Origin of the sequence: Burkholderia sp. Ac-20384 (assembly GCF_017104605.1) — a bacterium.
GTDB classification, from domain to species: domain Bacteria; phylum Pseudomonadota; class Gammaproteobacteria; order Burkholderiales; family Burkholderiaceae; genus Burkholderia; species Burkholderia lata.
This window is the reverse complement of sequence record NZ_JAAGPE010000216.1, coordinates 1-16676: the sequence shown is the minus strand read 5'-3', so window position 1 is coordinate 16676 and position 16676 is coordinate 1. Positions and strand designations below refer to the sequence as shown.

Annotated in this window: 19 protein-coding genes and 1 pseudogene; 11 read left to right on the top strand and 9 right to left on the bottom strand. The window is 68.3% G+C overall.

Annotation, left to right across the window (positions count from 1 at the left end; translation table 11 throughout):
- Positions 1 to 238 (bottom strand): annotated as a pseudogene (locus G3O00_RS29810) (MFS transporter); the annotation flags it as partial.
- A gap of 101 nt (positions 239 to 339) precedes the next feature.
- Between G3O00_RS29810 and G3O00_RS29805 the strand changes: the two are divergent.
- Positions 340 to 1323 (top strand): LysR family transcriptional regulator, encoded by a 984-nt coding sequence (locus tag G3O00_RS29805; protein WP_206145172.1) that lies wholly within the window; start codon positions 340 to 342, stop codon positions 1321 to 1323.
- A 35-nt stretch (positions 1324 to 1358) separates the two neighbouring features.
- Here G3O00_RS29805 and G3O00_RS29800 read toward each other — a convergent pair whose 3' ends face one another.
- The 4 genes from G3O00_RS29800 to G3O00_RS29785 all read right to left on the bottom strand — a co-directional run bounded on the left by G3O00_RS29800 (position 1359) and on the right by G3O00_RS29785 (position 3529).
- On the bottom strand, positions 1359 to 1997 hold the full coding sequence (locus tag G3O00_RS29800; RefSeq protein ID WP_206145171.1) for a 2-hydroxychromene-2-carboxylate isomerase: 639 nt from the start codon (positions 1995 to 1997) through the stop codon (positions 1359 to 1361).
- A gap of 108 nt (positions 1998 to 2105) precedes the next feature.
- The gene (locus G3O00_RS29795) at positions 2106 to 2582 is read right to left on the bottom strand and encodes an SRPBCC family protein (RefSeq protein ID WP_174933194.1); all 477 of its coding nucleotides are present in this window, start codon (positions 2580 to 2582) and stop codon (positions 2106 to 2108) included.
- Positions 2583 to 2706: 124 nt separating this feature from the next.
- On the bottom strand, positions 2707 to 3192 hold the full coding sequence (locus tag G3O00_RS29790) for an SRPBCC family protein (protein WP_011353803.1): 486 nt from the start codon (positions 3190 to 3192) through the stop codon (positions 2707 to 2709).
- Entirely contained in the window at positions 3164 to 3529 is a 366-nt protein-coding gene (locus G3O00_RS29785) for a metalloregulator ArsR/SmtB family transcription factor (RefSeq protein ID WP_011353804.1), read from the bottom strand. Before G3O00_RS29785 ends, G3O00_RS29790 begins: the two co-directional genes overlap by 29 nt.
- Positions 3530 to 3733: 204 nt before the next feature.
- On the opposite strand from G3O00_RS29785, the gene G3O00_RS29780 reads away from it, so the two are divergent.
- Positions 3734 to 4264: a GNAT family N-acetyltransferase gene (locus G3O00_RS29780; protein WP_206145170.1), complete on the top strand. Its 531-nt coding sequence runs from the start codon at positions 3734 to 3736 to the stop codon at positions 4262 to 4264.
- Positions 4265 to 4275: 11 nt separating this feature from the next.
- Entirely contained in the window at positions 4276 to 5061 is a 786-nt protein-coding gene (locus tag G3O00_RS29775) for a YhfC family glutamic-type intramembrane protease (protein WP_206145169.1), read from the top strand.
- Positions 5062 to 5076: 15 nt separating this feature from the next.
- Here the strand turns inward: G3O00_RS29775 and G3O00_RS29770 are convergent, their stop codons facing one another.
- The gene (locus G3O00_RS29770) at positions 5077 to 5994 is read right to left on the bottom strand and encodes a DMT family transporter (RefSeq protein WP_206145168.1); all 918 of its coding nucleotides are present in this window, start codon (positions 5992 to 5994) and stop codon (positions 5077 to 5079) included.
- Between the two features lie 286 nt (positions 5995 to 6280).
- On the opposite strand from G3O00_RS29770, the gene G3O00_RS29765 reads away from it, so the two are divergent.
- Positions 6281 to 6859, top strand: a complete 579-nt coding sequence (locus tag G3O00_RS29765) for a hypothetical protein (RefSeq protein ID WP_174933204.1) — start codon at positions 6281 to 6283, stop codon at positions 6857 to 6859.
- Between the two features lie 84 nt (positions 6860 to 6943).
- Here the strand turns inward: G3O00_RS29765 and G3O00_RS29760 are convergent, their stop codons facing one another.
- Positions 6944 to 7528, bottom strand: a complete 585-nt coding sequence (locus G3O00_RS29760) for a TetR/AcrR family transcriptional regulator (RefSeq protein ID WP_206145167.1) — start codon at positions 7526 to 7528, stop codon at positions 6944 to 6946.
- A 345-nt stretch (positions 7529 to 7873) separates the two neighbouring features.
- Between G3O00_RS29760 and G3O00_RS29755 the strand changes: the two genes are divergently transcribed.
- The gene (locus tag G3O00_RS29755) at positions 7874 to 8578 is read left to right on the top strand and encodes an SDR family oxidoreductase (protein WP_206145166.1); all 705 of its coding nucleotides are present in this window, start codon (positions 7874 to 7876) and stop codon (positions 8576 to 8578) included.
- A gap of 64 nt (positions 8579 to 8642) precedes the next feature.
- On the opposite strand, the gene fabV is transcribed toward G3O00_RS29755, so the two are convergent.
- On the bottom strand, positions 8643 to 9845 hold the full coding sequence (gene fabV, locus G3O00_RS29750) for an enoyl-ACP reductase FabV (RefSeq protein ID WP_206145165.1): 1203 nt from the start codon (positions 9843 to 9845) through the stop codon (positions 8643 to 8645).
- Between the two features lie 160 nt (positions 9846 to 10005).
- Here fabV and G3O00_RS29745 point away from each other — a divergent pair, with 160 nt between their 5' ends.
- The 6 genes from G3O00_RS29745 (at position 10006) to G3O00_RS29720 (ending at position 15579) form a co-directional block, all read left to right on the top strand.
- Positions 10006 to 10539 (top strand): MarR family transcriptional regulator, encoded by a 534-nt coding sequence (locus G3O00_RS29745; protein WP_011353812.1) that lies wholly within the window; start codon positions 10006 to 10008, stop codon positions 10537 to 10539.
- 102 nt (positions 10540 to 10641) lie between these two features.
- Positions 10642 to 11949: an SDR family oxidoreductase gene (locus tag G3O00_RS29740; RefSeq protein ID WP_206145164.1), complete on the top strand. Its 1308-nt coding sequence runs from the start codon at positions 10642 to 10644 to the stop codon at positions 11947 to 11949.
- Complete coding sequence (locus G3O00_RS29735) at positions 11946 to 12416, top strand: DUF2269 domain-containing protein (protein ID WP_011353814.1); 471 nt, start codon at positions 11946 to 11948, stop codon at positions 12414 to 12416. The genes G3O00_RS29740 and G3O00_RS29735 overlap by 4 nt, the downstream gene beginning before the upstream one ends.
- A gap of 98 nt (positions 12417 to 12514) precedes the next feature.
- Entirely contained in the window at positions 12515 to 13387 is an 873-nt protein-coding gene (locus G3O00_RS29730; protein ID WP_206145163.1) for a DUF393 domain-containing protein, read from the top strand.
- A complete protein-coding gene (locus G3O00_RS29725; RefSeq protein ID WP_206145162.1) occupies positions 13384 to 14883 on the top strand; it encodes a TIGR01777 family oxidoreductase in 1500 nt (499 codons plus the stop codon). The genes G3O00_RS29730 and G3O00_RS29725 overlap by 4 nt, the downstream gene beginning before the upstream one ends.
- Positions 14884 to 14955: 72 nt before the next feature.
- The gene (locus G3O00_RS29720) at positions 14956 to 15579 is read left to right on the top strand and encodes a glutathione S-transferase (protein ID WP_206145161.1); all 624 of its coding nucleotides are present in this window, start codon (positions 14956 to 14958) and stop codon (positions 15577 to 15579) included.
- A gap of 99 nt (positions 15580 to 15678) precedes the next feature.
- Here G3O00_RS29720 and G3O00_RS29715 read toward each other — a convergent pair.
- On the bottom strand, positions 15679 to 16676 hold a 998-nt coding region (locus tag G3O00_RS29715; RefSeq protein ID WP_206145160.1), incomplete at its 5' end, for a serine hydrolase.

The window sequence follows — 16676 nt, the reverse complement described above, 5'->3', positions numbered from 1 at the left end:
CGAGCGCATAACCGAGCTGCGTGAGCGTCGGCACGAAGCCGATCGCACGTGCCGACGCGCCGAGATCGGGCCCGAGCGCGCCGAGCATCGGTTGCGCGTAGTAGAGCGGGGCGACCCCGAGACCGGCAGCGGCCGCGAGCAGCAGCACGAGCCGGCGATCGGGCATCGAATGGGCGGCCGGGTGGGCCGGGGCGTGAGCTGCGCGGGGCGTGGCTTCGAGACGGGACGGAGTGGACATCGCGTACATCCTGGGTTGGATCGAGGAATGGACGCGAGTTTGGCGGTACGCGGCCGGCCACGGTAGTGCCGCCTTGCGCAGATTTGTTATACGCTCCGCGAATGACCGAAAAATCTCCATCCTCCCCTGCTGCTGGCGGGTCTCCGCGCATTCAGGCAGTGCCGCTGGACGGCGCCGGCTATCGTTTTGAGTTGATGGAAACCTTCGTACGCATAGTCGAGGCCGGCAGCCTGTCGGCCGCGGCCGCGCAACTGCATACGACGCAGCCGACGATCAGCCGGCGGCTGCAGGCGCTCGAACGCTCGCTCGGCATGCGTCTGCTGCAGCGGACGACGCACACGATGCGGCTGACCGTCGACGGCGAACGCTGCTTCAAGCGCGCGAAGGAGCTGCTGGCGAACTGGGCGGCGTTCGAGGCCGATCTGCGCGGCGCACAGGAAGAGCCTGACGGGCTGCTGCGGGTCGCGGTGCCGCACGCGTTCGGCCAGGAGCGTTTCGTCGAGCCGCTCGCGCGGTTTCTGCGCGACTATCCGCGCGTGTCGGTGGAGTGGCTGCTGCAGGACGAGGTGCGGGATTTTGTCGGCAGCGGCATCGATTGTGCGATCCAGGTGGGCGAGCCGACCGATCCGGCGGTGGTCGCGATCCGGCTTTCGAAGGTGCCGCGCTTCGTGGTCGCCGCGCCGTCCGTGCTGAACGGCGCCGAGGTGCCGGCCGACCCCGACGCGCTGGCCGCATTGCCGTGGCTCGCGCTGCGCACCTACTACCGTACCGAGCTGGCGCTCACGCATTCGGTCACGGGCGAGACGCGGCGCATTGCGATCCGCCCGCGCATCACGACCGCGAACCTGTACGCGCTGCGCAGTGCGGCGCTGCTGGGAGTGGGGGCGTGCGTCGGCTCGTCATGGATGCTGGCCGACCATCTCGCACGCGGCGAGCTCGTCCACCTCGCGCCAGAGTGGCAGGCCGCGCCGCTGCCCGTCTATCTGACCTACCCGCATGCGCAGTTCTATCCGTCGCGGCTCGTGCGGTTTGCCGCGATGATGCGCGAGGCCGTGCCGGGGCTCGTCGAAGGGCGCGACGCCTGACGCGGAATACCGAGCAGCGGGCGGCCGCGGTGGCTTCAGCTGCGCCGGATTCCTTCGGGCAGCACGCTGATGCGGCGCACCTCGGGCGAATCGAGCCACGCGCGCGACGTCGCACAGTCGGCGAACATGTCGGTCGCATCCTCGCCCCAGAACAGGTCGCCGTCGAGTTCGAAGGTCGGCACGCCGAACACGCTGTGCGCGATCGCATCGTCGGTGTTCGCGCGCAGCGCGTCCTTCACCGGCTGGGCGTCGACCGCCGTTACGCCTTCCGGAAAGCCGACGGCTTCGCACAGCGCGGCGAAGCCTTCCGGCGTCGACACGTCCTGGCCGTCGCGCCAGATATGCCGGAAGATCCGCCGGACCGCGTCGGGTGAATTGCCCATCGCGATCGCGAGGCGCAGCGGCTTGATCGGATTGAACGGGTGCGCGGGCGGCATCCGGAACGCAATGCCGAGCTTGTCCGCGCGGTATTGCGCGTGGCGGTAGGTGAAGACGCGCTTCGCCGCGATCTCGGCCGGCGCTTTCTGGCCCCAGTGTGCGAGCAGTGCGCCGAGCACGATGGGCCGCGGCTCGAATGCGGCAGCGGCCGGCAACCGGTCGAATTGTTCCTGCTGCAGGTAGGCGAACGGCGAAACGAAATCGAAATACCAGGTGGCGGTGCGCGCGGCGTTCATCGGGAGCGTCTCCTCGTGCGGGTCCGGATGGATCGGGTGCGGGCCAGTGTCGCACGCGGCGGCGTTTTGCGCTGCCGCATCGCAAGCCCGCCGCCGGCGCGAACGCTGCTACGCGGCCTCCACCAGCGCCGCGAGCCTCGCCAGCGCCATTTGCCAGCCGGTCTCGTTGTCGGCGGCCGGCACGCCGGGCGGCACCCCGTCGTGCACGGCGTCCACGCGTGTGCCGCCCGCTTCGTCGGACAGCGTGATCGTGATCGTCATCGCGCCGCGCAGCATCGGATCGTCGGTCTCGAACACGTCGATCTCGACGATCTGCTGGTCCGGCACGAGCGTGACGAAGCGGCCGTGATAGGTATCGGTGCGCGCAGTGGTCTTGCCGGTGCCGGCCGACGGCGCGTCGTAGCTCAGCGACACGCGCAGCGCGCCGCCTTCGCGTGCGTCGTACGCATGGACGCGGCACGTCATGCCGTCGGGCACCTTCCATTGCTCGACCGCGTGCGGATCGAGCAGTGCGCGGTAGACACGCCCGCGCGGGGCGTTCAGGTGCCGGCTGACCCGGGTCGAATGCGTGTGCGTGTGCAACATGGTGCCTCCCGCGGAGCGCGCGCGACGGTGCACGCCGGAGGCCGGCGTGTCGTCATGCTTCCTTCAGGAATCCTAGGCGCGCGAGAGGCGGCATGCAATGACCGCCCACGCGGCCACGGTCGGTTCAGCGCAGGGCGGCGGCGAATTCGTCGAGTTGCGTGATGCAGGTGTTCCAGCCCTCGAAGAAGCCGAGTGCTTCGTGGCGTTCGCGCGTGGCGGCATCCGGATGCATTACGCGCGCTTCGTAGCGGCTGCCCGCATCGTCGTCGGCCATCGTGATGATCGCCGTGAAGCCCATCCACGGCGCCTGCGGCCGCCAGCCGCCCGCGAGCATCGACGTGAACGCGATACGCGATTCCGGCACGATTTCGAGGAAGCAGCCGGGGTTGTCGCTCGAGCCACCGTCGGGGCCGCGCATGAACGTGTGGAAGGCGCCGCCCGGGCGCAGGTCGAACGCGCGCACTTCGGTGGTCCACGGTTTCGGGCACCACCACTCCTTCAGCAATTCGGGGTCGGTCCATGCACGCCACAGCGCATGGCGCGGCGCACGCAGCGTGCGCGTGATGACGAGATCGTGAGCTTCAACGGGTTCGACGGGGCTTGCTGACATCTTGCTCCTCCTGGTGACGGCGTTCGACGAATTCGACGAGACGATCGGATCGTGCTTCCCACTGCGCGCGCTGCTCGGCGAGCCATGCCTCGGCTTCGGTCAGCCGGCTGCCGACCAGCGTGCAGGTACGCGAGCGGCCGGCTTTGCGGGTCTGCACGAGGCCGCTGCGCTCGAGCACCGCGACGTGCTTCATGAACGACGGCAGCGCCATGTCGAACGGCGCGGCCAGCGCGGAGACGGTCCGCTCGCCGTGGCCCAGCGCGCTGACGATCGCGCAGCGCGTCGGATCGGCGAGGGCGTGGAAGACGTCGCTGATGCCGGGTTGAAAGTTAGCCATGTGGCTAAGTATAGGGAAAGCGGACGGCGATGCAACGGAATTTTTCGTCGCGTAGGATGATGGGGCGGTAACGCGTGCCGACCGGGTGCGGCGTTGCCGCGCGCCTGCCGCCGTTGCGCGAGCCGCGACGGCCGGCCGGTGTTCCTTCCGATCCGGACGCACGCCGAACCCGCGTGTGCGACCCAACTGACTACCGGAGTGGGCATGACCGAATCTGTTACCGTCCGCCGCGTCGATGCGGGCGAAGCGATGAGCCGTGTTGAAGCGCTGGCCGACGTGCTGATCGATTGCGTCGAGGGCGGCGCGTCCGTCAGCTTCATGTTGCCGATCGCGCGGCCGACCGCCGTCGCGTTCTGGACCCACGTCGCCGATGGCGTCGCGAATGGCGAGCGCATCCTGCTCGTTGCCGAGGACACGGCCGGCCGGATCGTCGGCACCGTGCAGGTCGTGACCGCGCAGCCCGAGAACCAGCCGCATCGCGCGGATATCTCGAAGATGCTGGTGTCGCGGCACGCGCGCCGGCAGGGCATCGCCGCGCGGCTGATGGCCGCGGCCGACGTAGCCGCGCGCGACGCCGGCAAGACCGTGCTCGTGCTCGACACCGTGACGGGCAGCGACGCCGAGCGGCTGTACGAGCGGGCCGGCTGGCAGCGTGTCGGCGTCGTGCCGAACTATGCGCTGATGCCCGACGGCAGGCCCTGCGCGACGACGTATTTCCACAAGCAACTCGCGTAACGGCATTCGTCATGCATCCCGTCGCCCCGTCGCTCCTGTTCCTCACACTCGCGGCGGGTGCCGTGGCGCTGATCGCGCCGGTGGTGCTCGCGGTCGCGTGGCGGCGCCGCACGCAGGTGTCGTTGCGGGTGTTTTTCTACGGCATGCTGACCTTTTTCGTGTTCCAGCCGGTGCTGCGCCTGTCGTGGCAGGCGCCGTTGTTCCACTGGCTCGGGAACGATCCCCGCTGGCACCTGCCGATGCTCGTGTTCGCGGCGTTGACGGCCGGGCTCTTCGAGGAATGCGGGCGCTGGGTCGCTTTCCGGTATCTGCTGCCGAAGCGGCATGATGCACCGACGGCCGTGATGCTCGGGCTCGGGCACGGCGGGCTGGAGGCGATGCTGCTGGTCGGCGTCGGATTTCTCGCGCTCGGCACGGGCTATCTGCTCGCTCACGAGGGTGTCGTGGTGCGCGAGGGCGTGCAGTCGCTGATCGGGTCGCAGTTCGCGGGCATGACGCTGGCGTCGCCGTTTCTCGCGCTGTTCGAGCGCGCGAGTGCCATGGCCGCGCACGTGGGGCTGTCGCTGATCGTGTTGCAGGCGTTCGTACGCGGCACGAAGCGCTGGCTCGTCTATGCGATCGCGCTTCATTTCCTGTTCGACCTCGCTGCGGTACTGCTGACGCGGTACTGGCATGTCGATACGGTGCTGGTCGAGGTGATCCTGTTCGCGTCCAGTGTCGCGCTTCTGTTGCTGGGCATGCGCTGGAGCCGCCGGACGACCGGCGCCGGCGACGCGAGCACGGGGCATGTCGCCTGATGGTCAGAGTCCGGTTCAGCCATGTGCAGCGGGGTTCAGCCGCCGGACGGCCGGCGCATGGCCCGTGCGCCACCGGCTCGCGAGGCCCACGGCCATCCCGGCCGTGACGATCGCGATGCCGGCCAGCGCCGGCGCATGCGGCCGTTCGTCGAGCAGCAGCATGGCCTCGAGCGTGGCGAGCAGCGGCATCAGCGCGGCAAAGGTCGCGCCGATCGCCGGGCCGAGCGCGACGACGGCCTGGCTGAAACAGTAGAGCGCCAGTACCGACATCAGCACGCCCTGGTAGATCGCCTGCGTCGCGATGGCAGCGACCGGCGCATGCAGCACGGCGCCGCCGCGTGCGGCCAGATAGAGCGGGCAGTAGAGCACCGCGGAGCCGACCGACACGACGGCCGTCGCGTGCAGCGCACCGGCGCCGGCGCGTTTCGTCGTGACGTTATAGACGGCCCACAGCAGGCCGCCGAGCATGAACAGTCCGAGGGCCGGCAACCCGATCGCGGCGCGCCGCGCATCGGACGCGGCCAGCGCGATGCCGGCCAGGATCGTGACGATGCCGGCGACCTGCGCGGCGCTCAGCCTTTCGTGCGCGACCTGCCGCCCGAGGATGGCCGTGAACGCGATCATGCTGCCGGGCGTCAGCGCGAAATAGCCGACCGGCGCATGGCCCAACGCCGCAGCGACAGTCAGGATGTAGGGTGCGCCGGCACCGATCACCATCAGCGCGATCGACGCCGGGCGCAGCGTGCCAAGCCCGCTGCGCAGCAGGACGGGCAGCAGCAGCGTGCCGGAGACGACGAAACGGATGAACGCGATGTCGTACGCATCGAGGGCCGAGTGCGTGACACCGAGGCGCGTGACGACCGGAAAGCCGCCCCAGATGAGCGCCGCGAGCAATCCGTAGCCGATGCCGGCGAGCCGTTCGTTTCCGTTCATGTCCTGTCTTTGTCGTGCGGCCGTTGCGAGCCGGTGGAGGACAAGGATGCGGTGCGCCCGGTAATGCGTCCAATATATTATTTGGTCGCTATTAGGTCGTAAAAAGTCTTTGTTGCAACGAAGTGGCGGATCGCAATGGCCAGCGCCGGAGCGGTTCCCCAGGTTGCGGCGAGCGCAAGCCGGGCAACCGGACGCCGGCCGGGAATCAAGCAGGGCCGCAGACGCCTCGAGTCCGATATATTCACGCAGGAAGACTTCAGCAGAACGCCCCGGAACCACCGCCTCGATGAAACGCTCCCATGTCGCTTTCGCCCTCACGGGCCTGCTCGTTGCGCTGCCGATTGCCGCGTATGCGCTCGTCAAGCCGTTGCGTGTCGTCGCGCCCGCGCTGGTTCCCGGCGTGTCGTGCCCGAGCGCCGATATCTGTACCGACGATGCCGCGAAGCTCGGCGACGCGCAGCAGCTCTATCGCGACGGCTATGCGCGCGCGGCGGCAGCCGTCGGTGCATTCCAGGAGGCGCCGCGCGTCGTGTTCTGCTCGACGCGGGCGTGTGCCGATGCGTTCGGCCTGGGCCAACGCGCGGCGCTGACGCTCGGGAATTTCGGTGTGGTGGTCGCGCCGCGCGGCTGGCAGACCTACTTTCTCGCGCACGAGCTGATCCATCACCGGCAGGCCGAAGTGCTCGGCAACGTGGCCGTCGCGACCAAGCCGCGCTGGCTGATCGAAGGGATGGCGTATTCGCTCAGCGACGATCCGCGCCACCCGCTGACGGAGCCGTTCGAAGCGTGGCGCACGCGTTTTGCCGCCTGGAATGCGGCGCGCGGTGCACAGCCGCTGTGGGATGCCGCGCGGGCGGTCGAATAGCGCGGCAGGACGCTGAAGCGTCGGCGCGCACGGCGACATACCAACACACGGCGCGAGCCGACAGGTCACGACGTCATGACGCGGTTATACCGGCGCGACCGGATCGTCGCGCCCGGCGGTGAGCGTGTCCCGCCCCGCTTCGAGGATCTCGTCGGCCAGCGCCGGATCGGTGCCCGCAATCGCGCGCGACAGCACGAGCGCGCCGACCATCTGGCTGAAGACGGCCATCGCGTCGCGACGCGTTTGCGCCGGCGTCGCGCCCTCCGTGGCGACCATCCGTTCCAGCCGATCGAGATACGTGGCGAGGCCGTGCGCATAGCACGCACGCGCGGCATCGGTCAGTCGCGGCGCATCGCCCGCGAAACCGGACAGCGGGCATCCGGCCTCGACGTTGTCGCGATGCGCGGCCGACAGATACAGCGCCACCTGCGCGTCGAGACTGCCGGCGTTCGGCGAATCCGCGCGGTCCCGCATCGCCTTTTCCATTACCTCGACGACCAGCGCGTCTTTCGACTTGAAGTGGTTGTAGAAGCCGCCCTGCGTGAAGCCGGCTTCCTTCATCAGCTCCGTGAGCCCGACCGCGTCGACGCCGCGCGCGCGGAACAGCCGCTCGGCGGCCGCGACGATCGCGCTCCGGTTCTCGGCGGCCTGTTGTCTTGATACGCCCATCGATCCCTCCCTGATTCTGTCGATCGCGTCGATTGGAAAACACAATGGCGATCACAATTGACATGCTCGAATTGCGCGAACACAATGCACCGCAAAGACAATGGTGATCGACATTGACATCGAGTGTAGCCGACTTGGCGGTGGGTGCAAAGCCACTGCCGGAACACCGGATGGCAATCGATCGGCGTCTTTGGCGTCGCAGGGGCAGGAGGAGCAGCGGAAGGCTCACCGCCTGCCGCCTGGCGGCGCAACGGTTCGATATGCAATGGCAGCCTGGTTTTCCACCGGATCTCATGCGCGCGGCGAGCCGGCGCGTATGCGATTCATCATGCGAAAGGAACGAACATGAAGATCGAAGGTGCAGTCGTTTTCATCACGGGCGCGAACCGCGGGCTCGGGCTCGAGTTCGCGAAGCAGGCGCTCGCAAGAGGGGCGCGCAAGGTCTACGCGGCGGCGCGCGATCCGGCCACCGTGACGCTGCCGGGCGTCGTGCCGGTGAAGCTCGACGTGACCGACCCGGCAGCCGTTGCCGCGGCGGCCGATGCCGCACGCGACGTCACGCTGCTGATCAACAACGCGGGCATCGCGCGGCTCGGCAGCCTGACCGACGACGGCGCGCCCGACGCGTTGCGCGATCACTTCGAAACCAACGTGTTCGGGATGCTGGCGATGTCGCGCGCATTCGCGGGCATCCTCGCCGGGAATGGCGGCGGCGCGATCCTGAACATCCTGTCGGTCGCGAGCTGGGTGAACCGGCCGATCCTGGCGGGCTACGGCGTGTCGAAATCGGCCGCGTGGGCGTTGACCAACGGCCTGCGCCATTCGCTGCGCGAGCAGCGCACGCAGGTCGTCGGGCTGCATGCCGGCTTCATCGATACCGACCTGACGGCCGGCCTCGACGTGCCGAAGGCGACGCCGGCCGACGTCGTGCGCCAGGCGTACGAAGCGATCGAAGCGGGGGAGGAGGAGGTGTCCACCGACGAACTCACGCGGCACGTGAAGGCCACGCTGTCGGCGGGCGTCTATCTGGAAGAGCCGGCGCAGCGTTGACGCCGCCGGCATCCCGGGCCCGCCACCCGAGCTGCATGCGCAGCATGGGCGGCGGGCCGTACCATCAGACGGTGGTGTCGATGATGCCCGGGATCTTCACGTCCGGGTTCACGTCCGCGTCGTAGTCGACGCCGGCGATCTCGAAGCCGAACAGGCGCAGGAACTCGGTCTTGTAGCCGGTGAAGTCGGTCAGCTCGTAAAGGTTGTCGTTCGTCACGTGGTCCCACTGCGCGACGACCTTCGCCTGAACTTGCGGATCGAGCTCCTTGTAGTCCGCGCGCAGGCGGCCTTCTTCGTCGACATGCGGCGTCGCGCCATACAGGCTGTCCTTGAACAGGCCGTACACCTGCTCGATGCAGCCTTCGTGCGTGCCGTTTTCCTTCATCGTCTTGAACAGCAGAGACAGGTACAGCGGCATCATCGGGATCGCCGAGCTGGCCTGCGTGACGACGGCCTTCAGCACCGACACGCGCGCGTCGCCGCCGTGCGCGGCCAGCTGGTCGCGGATCGACAGCACTTTCTTGTCGAGATCCTTCTTCGCTTCGCCGATCGTCCCGTTCCAGTAGATGTCGTGCGTGATCTGCTCGCCGAGATACGTGAACGCGGTGGTCTTCGCACCGTCGGCCAGCACGCCGGCTTCATCGAGCGCGTCGATCCACATCTGCCAGTCCTCGCCGCCCATCACGGTGACGGTGCCGTCGATCTCGTCCTGCGTCGCCGCGTCGAGCGAGACGTCGCGGAGCACTTCCTTGTCGGTGTCGAGGCCTCGGAACGTGACCGACTTGCCGATCGGCTTGAGCGTCGAGCTGATGGTTTCGCCCGTCGTCGGGAGCGTGCGGCGCGGTGCCGCGAGGCTGTAGACGACGAGGTCGACCTTGCCGAGATCCTGCTTGATGGTGTCGATCGTGACCTGCTTCACGTGGTCGGAGAACGCGTCGCCGTTGATGCTGCGCGCATAGCGCCCCTTTTCGGTGGCGAATTTCTCGAACGCGGCGCTGTTGTACCAGCCGGCCGTGCCCGGCTTCGTTTCGCTGCCGGCGCGCTCGAAGAACACGCCGAGCGTGTCCGCGTCCGAGCCGAAGGCGGCCGAGATCCGGGCGGCGAGGCCGTAGCCGGTCGACGCGCCGATCACGAGCACCTTTTTCGGGCCGTTGGCGATCGGGCCGTGCGAAGTCACGTAGTCGATCTGTTCCTTGACGTTGGCTTCGCAGCCGACCGGATGAGTCGTCACGCAGATGAAGCCACGCACGCGCGGTTTGATGATCATGGAAACCTCTAGTCAGAAAGGCTGGGACGGCCTGAATTCGGGAAAATCCCGCGCATTGTAATGGATGCGGCAGATCGCGGGCGGGCGCGGCCGGAACCGGGCGGATCGTTCAGTTATTTCTCTCTTGACAGAAATAACTGAAATGCCTAAATTTCACGTCATGGAACTCACACCGATTGCCGAACGATTCATTCTCCACTGGGGCGAAATGGGCTCGCGGTGGGGCGTCAACCGCACCGTCTCGCAGATCCACGCGCTGCTGTATCTGGCCGGCCGGCCGATCGCGGCCGACGAGATCGCCGAGACGCTCAACGTGGCGCGCTCCAACGTCAGCACGAGCCTGAAGGAGCTGCAGGCGTGGCGGCTGGCGAAGGTCGTGCACGTGCTGGGCGACCGCCGCGACCACTTCGAGACGTCGACCGACATCTGGGAACTGTTCAAGCTGATCGTCGAAGGGCGGCGGCAGCGCGAGATCGAGCCGACGCTCACGGTGCTGCGCGACTGCCTGACGAATCCGGAGATCGCGAACGAAAGCCGCGAGACCGAGCAACGTATCCGCGACACGCTGCAGTTCGTCGAGACGCTCACGACCTGGTCGGACGAGATGCTGCGGCTCAAGCCCGATACGCTGATGAAGGCGCTCGGCATCGGCGCGAAGATCAGCCAGACGGTCAGGCGCAAGCCGTCGAAGTAAGCGGGTCGCGGTAAGCGGTACGCGCAGTGCGGGCAGCCAGCCCGCTTTTTTCGGGGTTGCTATTTCTGTCTGTACAGAAATAACTGTAGATAGAGGATGAAAATGAACGCAGTCTTGCCGTCGATTAGCCAGCACGATTGCACCGGGGCGCGCAGCATGACCGTCCTCGTGTGCGGTGCGAACGGCTTCATCGGGCGGGCCCTGTGCGCGCAGCTCGAAGCCGGCGGCCATCGCGTGCTGCGCGGCGTGCGTCATGCGGCCGGCCCGTGCGACGTCGCGATCGACTTCGCGAAGGACGTCGACCCCGACGCGTGGCTCGCGCGGCTGGAAGGCGTCGACGTGGTGATCAACGCGGTCGGCATCCTCGCCGATCAGCGCGGCGCGACGCTCGACGCCGTGCATCGCGCCGCGCCGTGCGCGCTCTTCACCGCGTGCTGCCGCGCCGGCGTGCGGCGCGTGATCCAGATCTCGGCGCTCGGCGTCGAGCGCGGCGATACGCGCTACTTCGCCAGCAAGGTCGCGGCCGACCGCTTCCTGCAGACGCTGCCGATCGACTTCCGGATCGTGCGCCCCGCGCTCGTCTATGGCACGGCCGGCGCGTCTGCGCGGTTTTTCCGGATGCTCGCGAGCCTGCCGGTACAGGTCCTGCCGGCCGGTGGCCGTCAGCGGCTGCGCCCCGTGCACGTCGACGATCTCGCCGAAGTCGTCGCGCGATGCGTCGATGCGCCGGCGGCCGGCGGCAGGGTGATCGACGTGGTCGGCAACGACGAAGTCGAATACCGCGAGATGCTGGCGCGCTACCGCGCTGCGCTGGGCTTTCCGCCGGCCGCCCGCATCGCATTGCCGGGCCCGCTGGCCGGCGCGGCGGCCACGTTGTTCGGCCTGCTGCCGGGCGCGATGTTCACGCGCGACACATGGACGATGCTGCGCGGCGGGAACACCGGCGATCCGGCCGCCGCCACGGCGATGCTCGGCCGGCCGCCGCGCGGGATCGACGGCTTCATCGGCGCGGAAGCCGCCGCGCTGCGTCGCGATGCGCTCGCGATGTGGCGTCGTCCGCTGCTGCGCGGTGCGCTGGCAATCGTGTGGATCTGGACGGCCATCGCCAGCGCGTTCATCCATCCGCTGCACGCGAGCCTCGCGCTGCTCGCGCCTGCGCATCTGACCGGGCTGCCTGCGCTGATCGCGCTCTACGCGGCCAGCGCGCTGGACTTCGCGTTCGGCATCGCAACCGTCGCCGCGCCGTCGCGCCGGCTGTGGGTCGCGCAAGCCGCGCTGATCGTCGCGTATTCGGCGGTCATCGCGGTCACGATGCCGGGCCTGCTTGCCGAACCGTTCGGCCCCGTGCTCAAGAACGTGCCGATCCTCGCCATCCTGTTGATCCTTTTTTCAGAAGAAGAACAAGCATGAATACCTATCTCGTCATCAAGGCGCTTCACATCCTGTCCTCGGTGCTGCTGGTCGGCACGGGGTTCGGCACCGCGTTCTACCTGTTCTTCGCGAACCGCACGCGCTCGGTGCCCGCGATCGCGGCCGTGTCGCGGCTCGTGGTGCGCGCGGACTGGTGGTTCACGACGCCGGCCGTGATCTTCCAGCCGGCATCGGGGCTCTGGCTCGCGCACACGGCCGGCTGGCCGTGGGATACGCCGTGGCTCGTCGCGTCGATCGTGCTGTATGCGATCGCCGGCGCGTGCTGGCTGCCGGTCGTGTGGCTGCAGGTCGAACTGGCCGCGATGGCGAAGCTCGCTCACGCGAACGGCGATGCCGGGTTGCCGGAACGGTACTGGCGCTATGCGAAGCGCTGGGAGCTGCTCGGCTATCCGGCGTTTTTCGCGATGCTGACCGTCTACTTCCTGATGGTGCTCAAGCCGATGTGAGTGTGCCGCTGCCGCACAGAGGCGGCGGTGCGGCACGGCGGAAAGCAGTCGATCGATTCATGAGGCATGCAACCGACAAAAAAGAAGGAATGCGAATCATGAGCTCAAGTGAACTGGTGCTGTACTTCGACGGACGATGTCCGTTATGCGTGGCGGAGATCAAGCGTCTCGAGGCGCGCGACGCACGACACCGGCTGGCGTTCGTCGATATCGCCGAGCCGGGATTCGATCCCGCGCCGCTGGGCGTCGACCTGCCCGCGCTGAATCGCGAGCTGCACGCGCGCCTGCCCGACGGACGCATGCTGACCGGCGTGGACAGCATCCTGGCCGCCCAGGCGCTGACCGGGCGCCGCTGGCTCGTCCGGCTGCTTCGCGTGCCGGCCGTGCGCACTGTGCTGGCGCCGCTGTATCGCCGCTTCGCGCGCAACCGGCAGGTCGTCTCGCGGTGGCTCGGGTACCGCGCCGAAGCGCCGTGCGATGGGGCGGCGTGCGGTAGCGGTAGCGGCCGTGCCGCGGAACCTATGGCGGATCGTTCGGCGGGGGACACTGCGCGCCGCATCGTCGTGACCTGGATGTATGGCGCGGCGATCGCACACCTGCTCGTCGGCATTGTCGTTCCGTGGGTTGCCGGCACGCCGTGGCTCGACGCGTATCACCGCGTCATCGAGCTGCATTTCTGGGCGGGAGCCGCGCCCGAACCGGCGCGTGCGCAACAGATCTGGTGGATGTCGCTGATCGGCGCGACGGTGCAATGCGCGTCGGTCTGGATGCTGGCGCTCGTCCACCTCGGCAACCGGCTGCGCCACCGGGAAGTGTGGGGATGGCTGCTCGCCGGCCTGCTGATCTGGGCGCCGCAGGACATGCTGTTTTCATTGCAGGCCCAAGTATCGGGCCACGTGGCGATCGACGCGGCGGCACTCGTCGCGATGGTGCCGCCGCTCGTCTGGCTTTGGAGGAGAGATACGATATGAACACCTTGCCTGCTTACGACTGGGCGCTCAACCTGCTGATCGTGCAGGGCGCGATGGGCGCATTCGATACGCTCTATCACCACGAACTCACGCAGGATCTCCCGCACAGCCCGCGCGCGCGGCTCGAGCTGGGAATTCATGCGGTGCGTTCCGTGCTTTACGGCCTCGTGTTCGCGTCGATCGCGAACGTCGCCTTTCACGGCGCGTGGGTCGCGGCCCTCGCGGCCGTGGTGGTGGTCGAGGTGGTGCTGACGTTGTGGGATTTCGTCGTCGAGGACCAGAGCCGCAAGCTGCCGGCGACCGAGCGCGTGCTGCACACGCTGCTGGCCGTCAACGGCGGCGCGCTGTTCGGGATGATTGCGATGCAATTGGCCGTGTGGGCGCACGAGCCGACCGCGCTGCAGGCGCTCGATCTCGGCTGGCGTGGCTGGGTGCTGAGCCTGTTTGCAGTCGGCGTGGCGATCTCGGGAATCCGCGACGGGATCGCGGCCTGCCGGATCGCGCGACACGCGCCGGTCGCCAATCCGTTCGCGGGGCAGGCGCCGGGGAACGTGCTCGTGACCGGCGGGACCGGCTTCATCGGCGAAACCCTCGTGAACCAGTTGCTCGATGCGGGGCATGTGGTCACGTTGCTGGCGCGGGATCCGCTGCGCGCGGCCTACCAGTTTCACGGCCGCGTGCGCAGCGTCACGTCCGTCGAACAACTGCAGCCGTACGAGCGTTTTGACACGGTCATCAATCTTGCTGGCGCGCCGGTGCTCGGTGCGCGCTGGAGCAAGCGCCGGCAGGCGGTGCTGCTCGCCAGCCGCGTCGGCGTCACGGAATCGCTGATGCGCTGGGTCGAGACGGCCGAGGTCAAGCCGCGCACGTGGATCCAGGCATCGGCGATCGGTTACTACGGCGTGCGTCCTGCCGACGAGCGGCTCGACGAAGGCAGCAGCGCCGGCACCGGCTTCATGTCCGAGCTGTGCCGGCAGTGGGAGCAGTCCGCGCAGCCGCTCGAGCGTCATGGCGCGCGCTCGGTGGTGCTGCGGCTGGGCGTCGTGTTCGGCCCCGGCGGCGCGCTGCGCCCGATGCTGTTGCCGCATTACTTCGGGATGGGCGGGCGATTCGGCGACGGCAAGCAGGTGATGAGCTGGATCCACCGGGACGACGTGCTGCGGATCATTGCACGCGCGATGGCGAACCCGGGCATGCACGGCGTCTACAACGCGGTCGCGCCCGCGCCGTTGACCCAGCGCGAGTTCGTGCAGGTCGTGTCGAAGGTGCTGCATCGTCCGGCCTGGCTGCACGTGCCGGCCGCGCCGCTGCGTATCGCGATGGGCGAGATGGCCGAGGTGCTGCTGGACGGGCAGCGCGTGATGCCGGCGCGCCTGCATCAGGACGGATTCATGTTCCGGTTCCCGACGGCCGAGCATGCGCTGCGTGACCTGACGAATCGTCCGCACGCGGATTTTCCGCGTACCGCATGTCGTTTGCCGCACGGTCGCGTATAAACTCGGCGTGAATGCGTTCGGGACGTGTCGTGCGTCCCGGGCGCTCCGCATCCGACCTCACAAGGAGACTGCATGCTGCACATCCTCGGCAAGATCCCGTCCATCAACGTTCGCAAGGTGCTGTGGCTGTGCACCGAGCTGAACCTGCCGTTCGAACAGGAAGACTGGGGCGCGGGCTTCCGCACGACCAACGATCCGGCCTATCTCGCGCTGAATCCGAACGGTCTCGTGCCCGTCATCAAGGACGACGATTTCGTGCTCTGGGAATCGAACACGATCGTCCGCTACCTCGCGAACCGCTATGGCGGCGACGCGCTGTATCCGGCCGAGCCGCAGGCGCGCGCACGGGTCGATCAATGGATCGACTGGCAGGGCGCGGACCTGAACCGCTCGTGGGTCGGCGCATTCCTCGGCCTCGTGCGGAAATCGCCCGATCACCAGGATCCGGCCGGCATCGCGCAGTCGATCGCGGGCTGGACGAAGCACATGCAGGTGCTGAACGCGCAGCTCGAAGCGACCGGCGCGTACGTGGCCGGTAACGGCTTCACGCTCGCGGACATTCCGATCGGCCTGTCGGTGAACCGCTGGTTCGGCACGCCGTTCGAGCATCCGGATTTCCCGGCGGTGAAGCGCTATATCGAGCGTCTCGCGACGCGCGAAGGCTTCCAGAAGTACGCGGGCAGCGCGAACCCGTGATGCCGCGCAGGTAGCGCACGGCGGCGCGGCGGCGTGACAATCGCCGCTGCGTCCGCGTCACGACCTGCATCACGGCATTACGGCATCACGGGCCGGTTGTTACGCGCCCGGCGCCGGCAAAGCGTCGAGCACGCGCGCGAGAAACGCCTCGTGATTCCACGCGGATTCCGGCCGCGACAGCCCGAGCCGCACGACCACCAGCTGCCGGCTCGGCACCACGCTCACGAACTGGCCTTCATGGCCGACCGCATGAAACGCGTCGGCCGGCATCGCGACCGCATGCGGATCGCGATCGTTGAACGGCTCCGGCACCTTGACCCACAGCTGCGCGCCGTATTCCTGGCGCTCCGACTGCGGCGTCGTGCGCGTCAGATAGCGCACCCAGCCTTCCGGCAGCAGCCGCTGCCCGTCCCACACACCGTCCTGCAGCAGCAGTTGCCCGAAGCGCGCCCAGTCGCGTGCGCTCGCATACATGTACGACGGGCTGACGAGCGTGCCGGACGCATCGGGCTCGAACACCGCGCTGCGCATCCCGAGTGGCGCGAACAGTGCGCGGCGCGGAAGCGCGAGGTAGTCGTCCTCGCTGCCGCCCAGCGCTTCGCGCATCACGCGCGCGATGATCGCGCTCGTGCCGCTCGAGTAGGACCACCGCGTGCCGGGTGTCGTGGCGAGCGGCTTCGCCGACGCGAACCGTGCGGTATCGGGCTGCGCGTACAGCATCAACGCGACGTCGGACAGCGGGTCGTCGTAGTCCTCGTTGAATTGCAGGCCGCTCGTCATCCGCAGCAGCTCGTCGAGCGTGATGGCCGCGCGCGGATCGCCGCTGCCGCGCCATTCGGGCAGCAGCGCCGACGTATCGGGCGACAGCTTGTGCTGCGCGACGAGCGTGCCGACCAGCGCGGCCGTCACGGTCTTCGTCATCGACCAGCCGGGCAGCGGCGTGTCGGCCGTGAAGCCGGGTGCATAGCGCTCGGCGATCACCTGGCCGCGCCACATCACGACGACCGCGCGCGTGCGCCGCGGCCGTGCCGGGTCGGGCTCGTCGAACGCGCGGTCGAGCGCGGTCTGCAGCTTCTGCGCGTCGACGCCGGCCGGCA

Coding starts and splice junctions, on each gene's coding strand:
- G3O00_RS29800 (WP_206145171.1), bottom strand. CDS start 1,997: ATGAACGCCGCGCGCACCGCCACCTGGTATTTCGATTTCGTTTCGCCG.
- G3O00_RS29735 (WP_011353814.1), top strand. CDS start 11,946: ATGAATACCTATCTCGTCATCAAGGCGCTTCACATCCTGTCCTCGGTG.
- G3O00_RS29795 (WP_174933194.1), bottom strand. CDS start 2,582: ATGTTGCACACGCACACGCATTCGACCCGGGTCAGCCGGCACCTGAAC.
- G3O00_RS29745 (WP_011353812.1), top strand. CDS start 10,006: ATGGAACTCACACCGATTGCCGAACGATTCATTCTCCACTGGGGCGAA.
- G3O00_RS29805 (WP_206145172.1), top strand. CDS start 340: ATGACCGAAAAATCTCCATCCTCCCCTGCTGCTGGCGGGTCTCCGCGC.
- G3O00_RS29765 (WP_174933204.1), top strand. CDS start 6,281: ATGAAACGCTCCCATGTCGCTTTCGCCCTCACGGGCCTGCTCGTTGCG.
- G3O00_RS29740 (WP_206145164.1), top strand. CDS start 10,642: ATGAACGCAGTCTTGCCGTCGATTAGCCAGCACGATTGCACCGGGGCG.
- G3O00_RS29755 (WP_206145166.1), top strand. CDS start 7,874: ATGAAGATCGAAGGTGCAGTCGTTTTCATCACGGGCGCGAACCGCGGG.
- G3O00_RS29725 (WP_206145162.1), top strand. CDS start 13,384: ATGAACACCTTGCCTGCTTACGACTGGGCGCTCAACCTGCTGATCGTG.
- G3O00_RS29760 (WP_206145167.1), bottom strand. CDS start 7,528: ATGGGCGTATCAAGACAACAGGCCGCCGAGAACCGGAGCGCGATCGTC.
- G3O00_RS29770 (WP_206145168.1), bottom strand. CDS start 5,994: ATGAACGGAAACGAACGGCTCGCCGGCATCGGCTACGGATTGCTCGCG.
- G3O00_RS29730 (WP_206145163.1), top strand. CDS start 12,515: ATGAGCTCAAGTGAACTGGTGCTGTACTTCGACGGACGATGTCCGTTA.
- G3O00_RS29720 (WP_206145161.1), top strand. CDS start 14,956: ATGCTGCACATCCTCGGCAAGATCCCGTCCATCAACGTTCGCAAGGTG.
- fabV (WP_206145165.1), bottom strand. CDS start 9,845: ATGATCATCAAACCGCGCGTGCGTGGCTTCATCTGCGTGACGACTCAT.
- G3O00_RS29790 (WP_011353803.1), bottom strand. CDS start 3,192: ATGTCAGCAAGCCCCGTCGAACCCGTTGAAGCTCACGATCTCGTCATC.
- G3O00_RS29785 (WP_011353804.1), bottom strand. CDS start 3,529: ATGGCTAACTTTCAACCCGGCATCAGCGACGTCTTCCACGCCCTCGCC.
- G3O00_RS29775 (WP_206145169.1), top strand. CDS start 4,276: ATGCATCCCGTCGCCCCGTCGCTCCTGTTCCTCACACTCGCGGCGGGT.
- G3O00_RS29780 (WP_206145170.1), top strand. CDS start 3,734: ATGACCGAATCTGTTACCGTCCGCCGCGTCGATGCGGGCGAAGCGATG.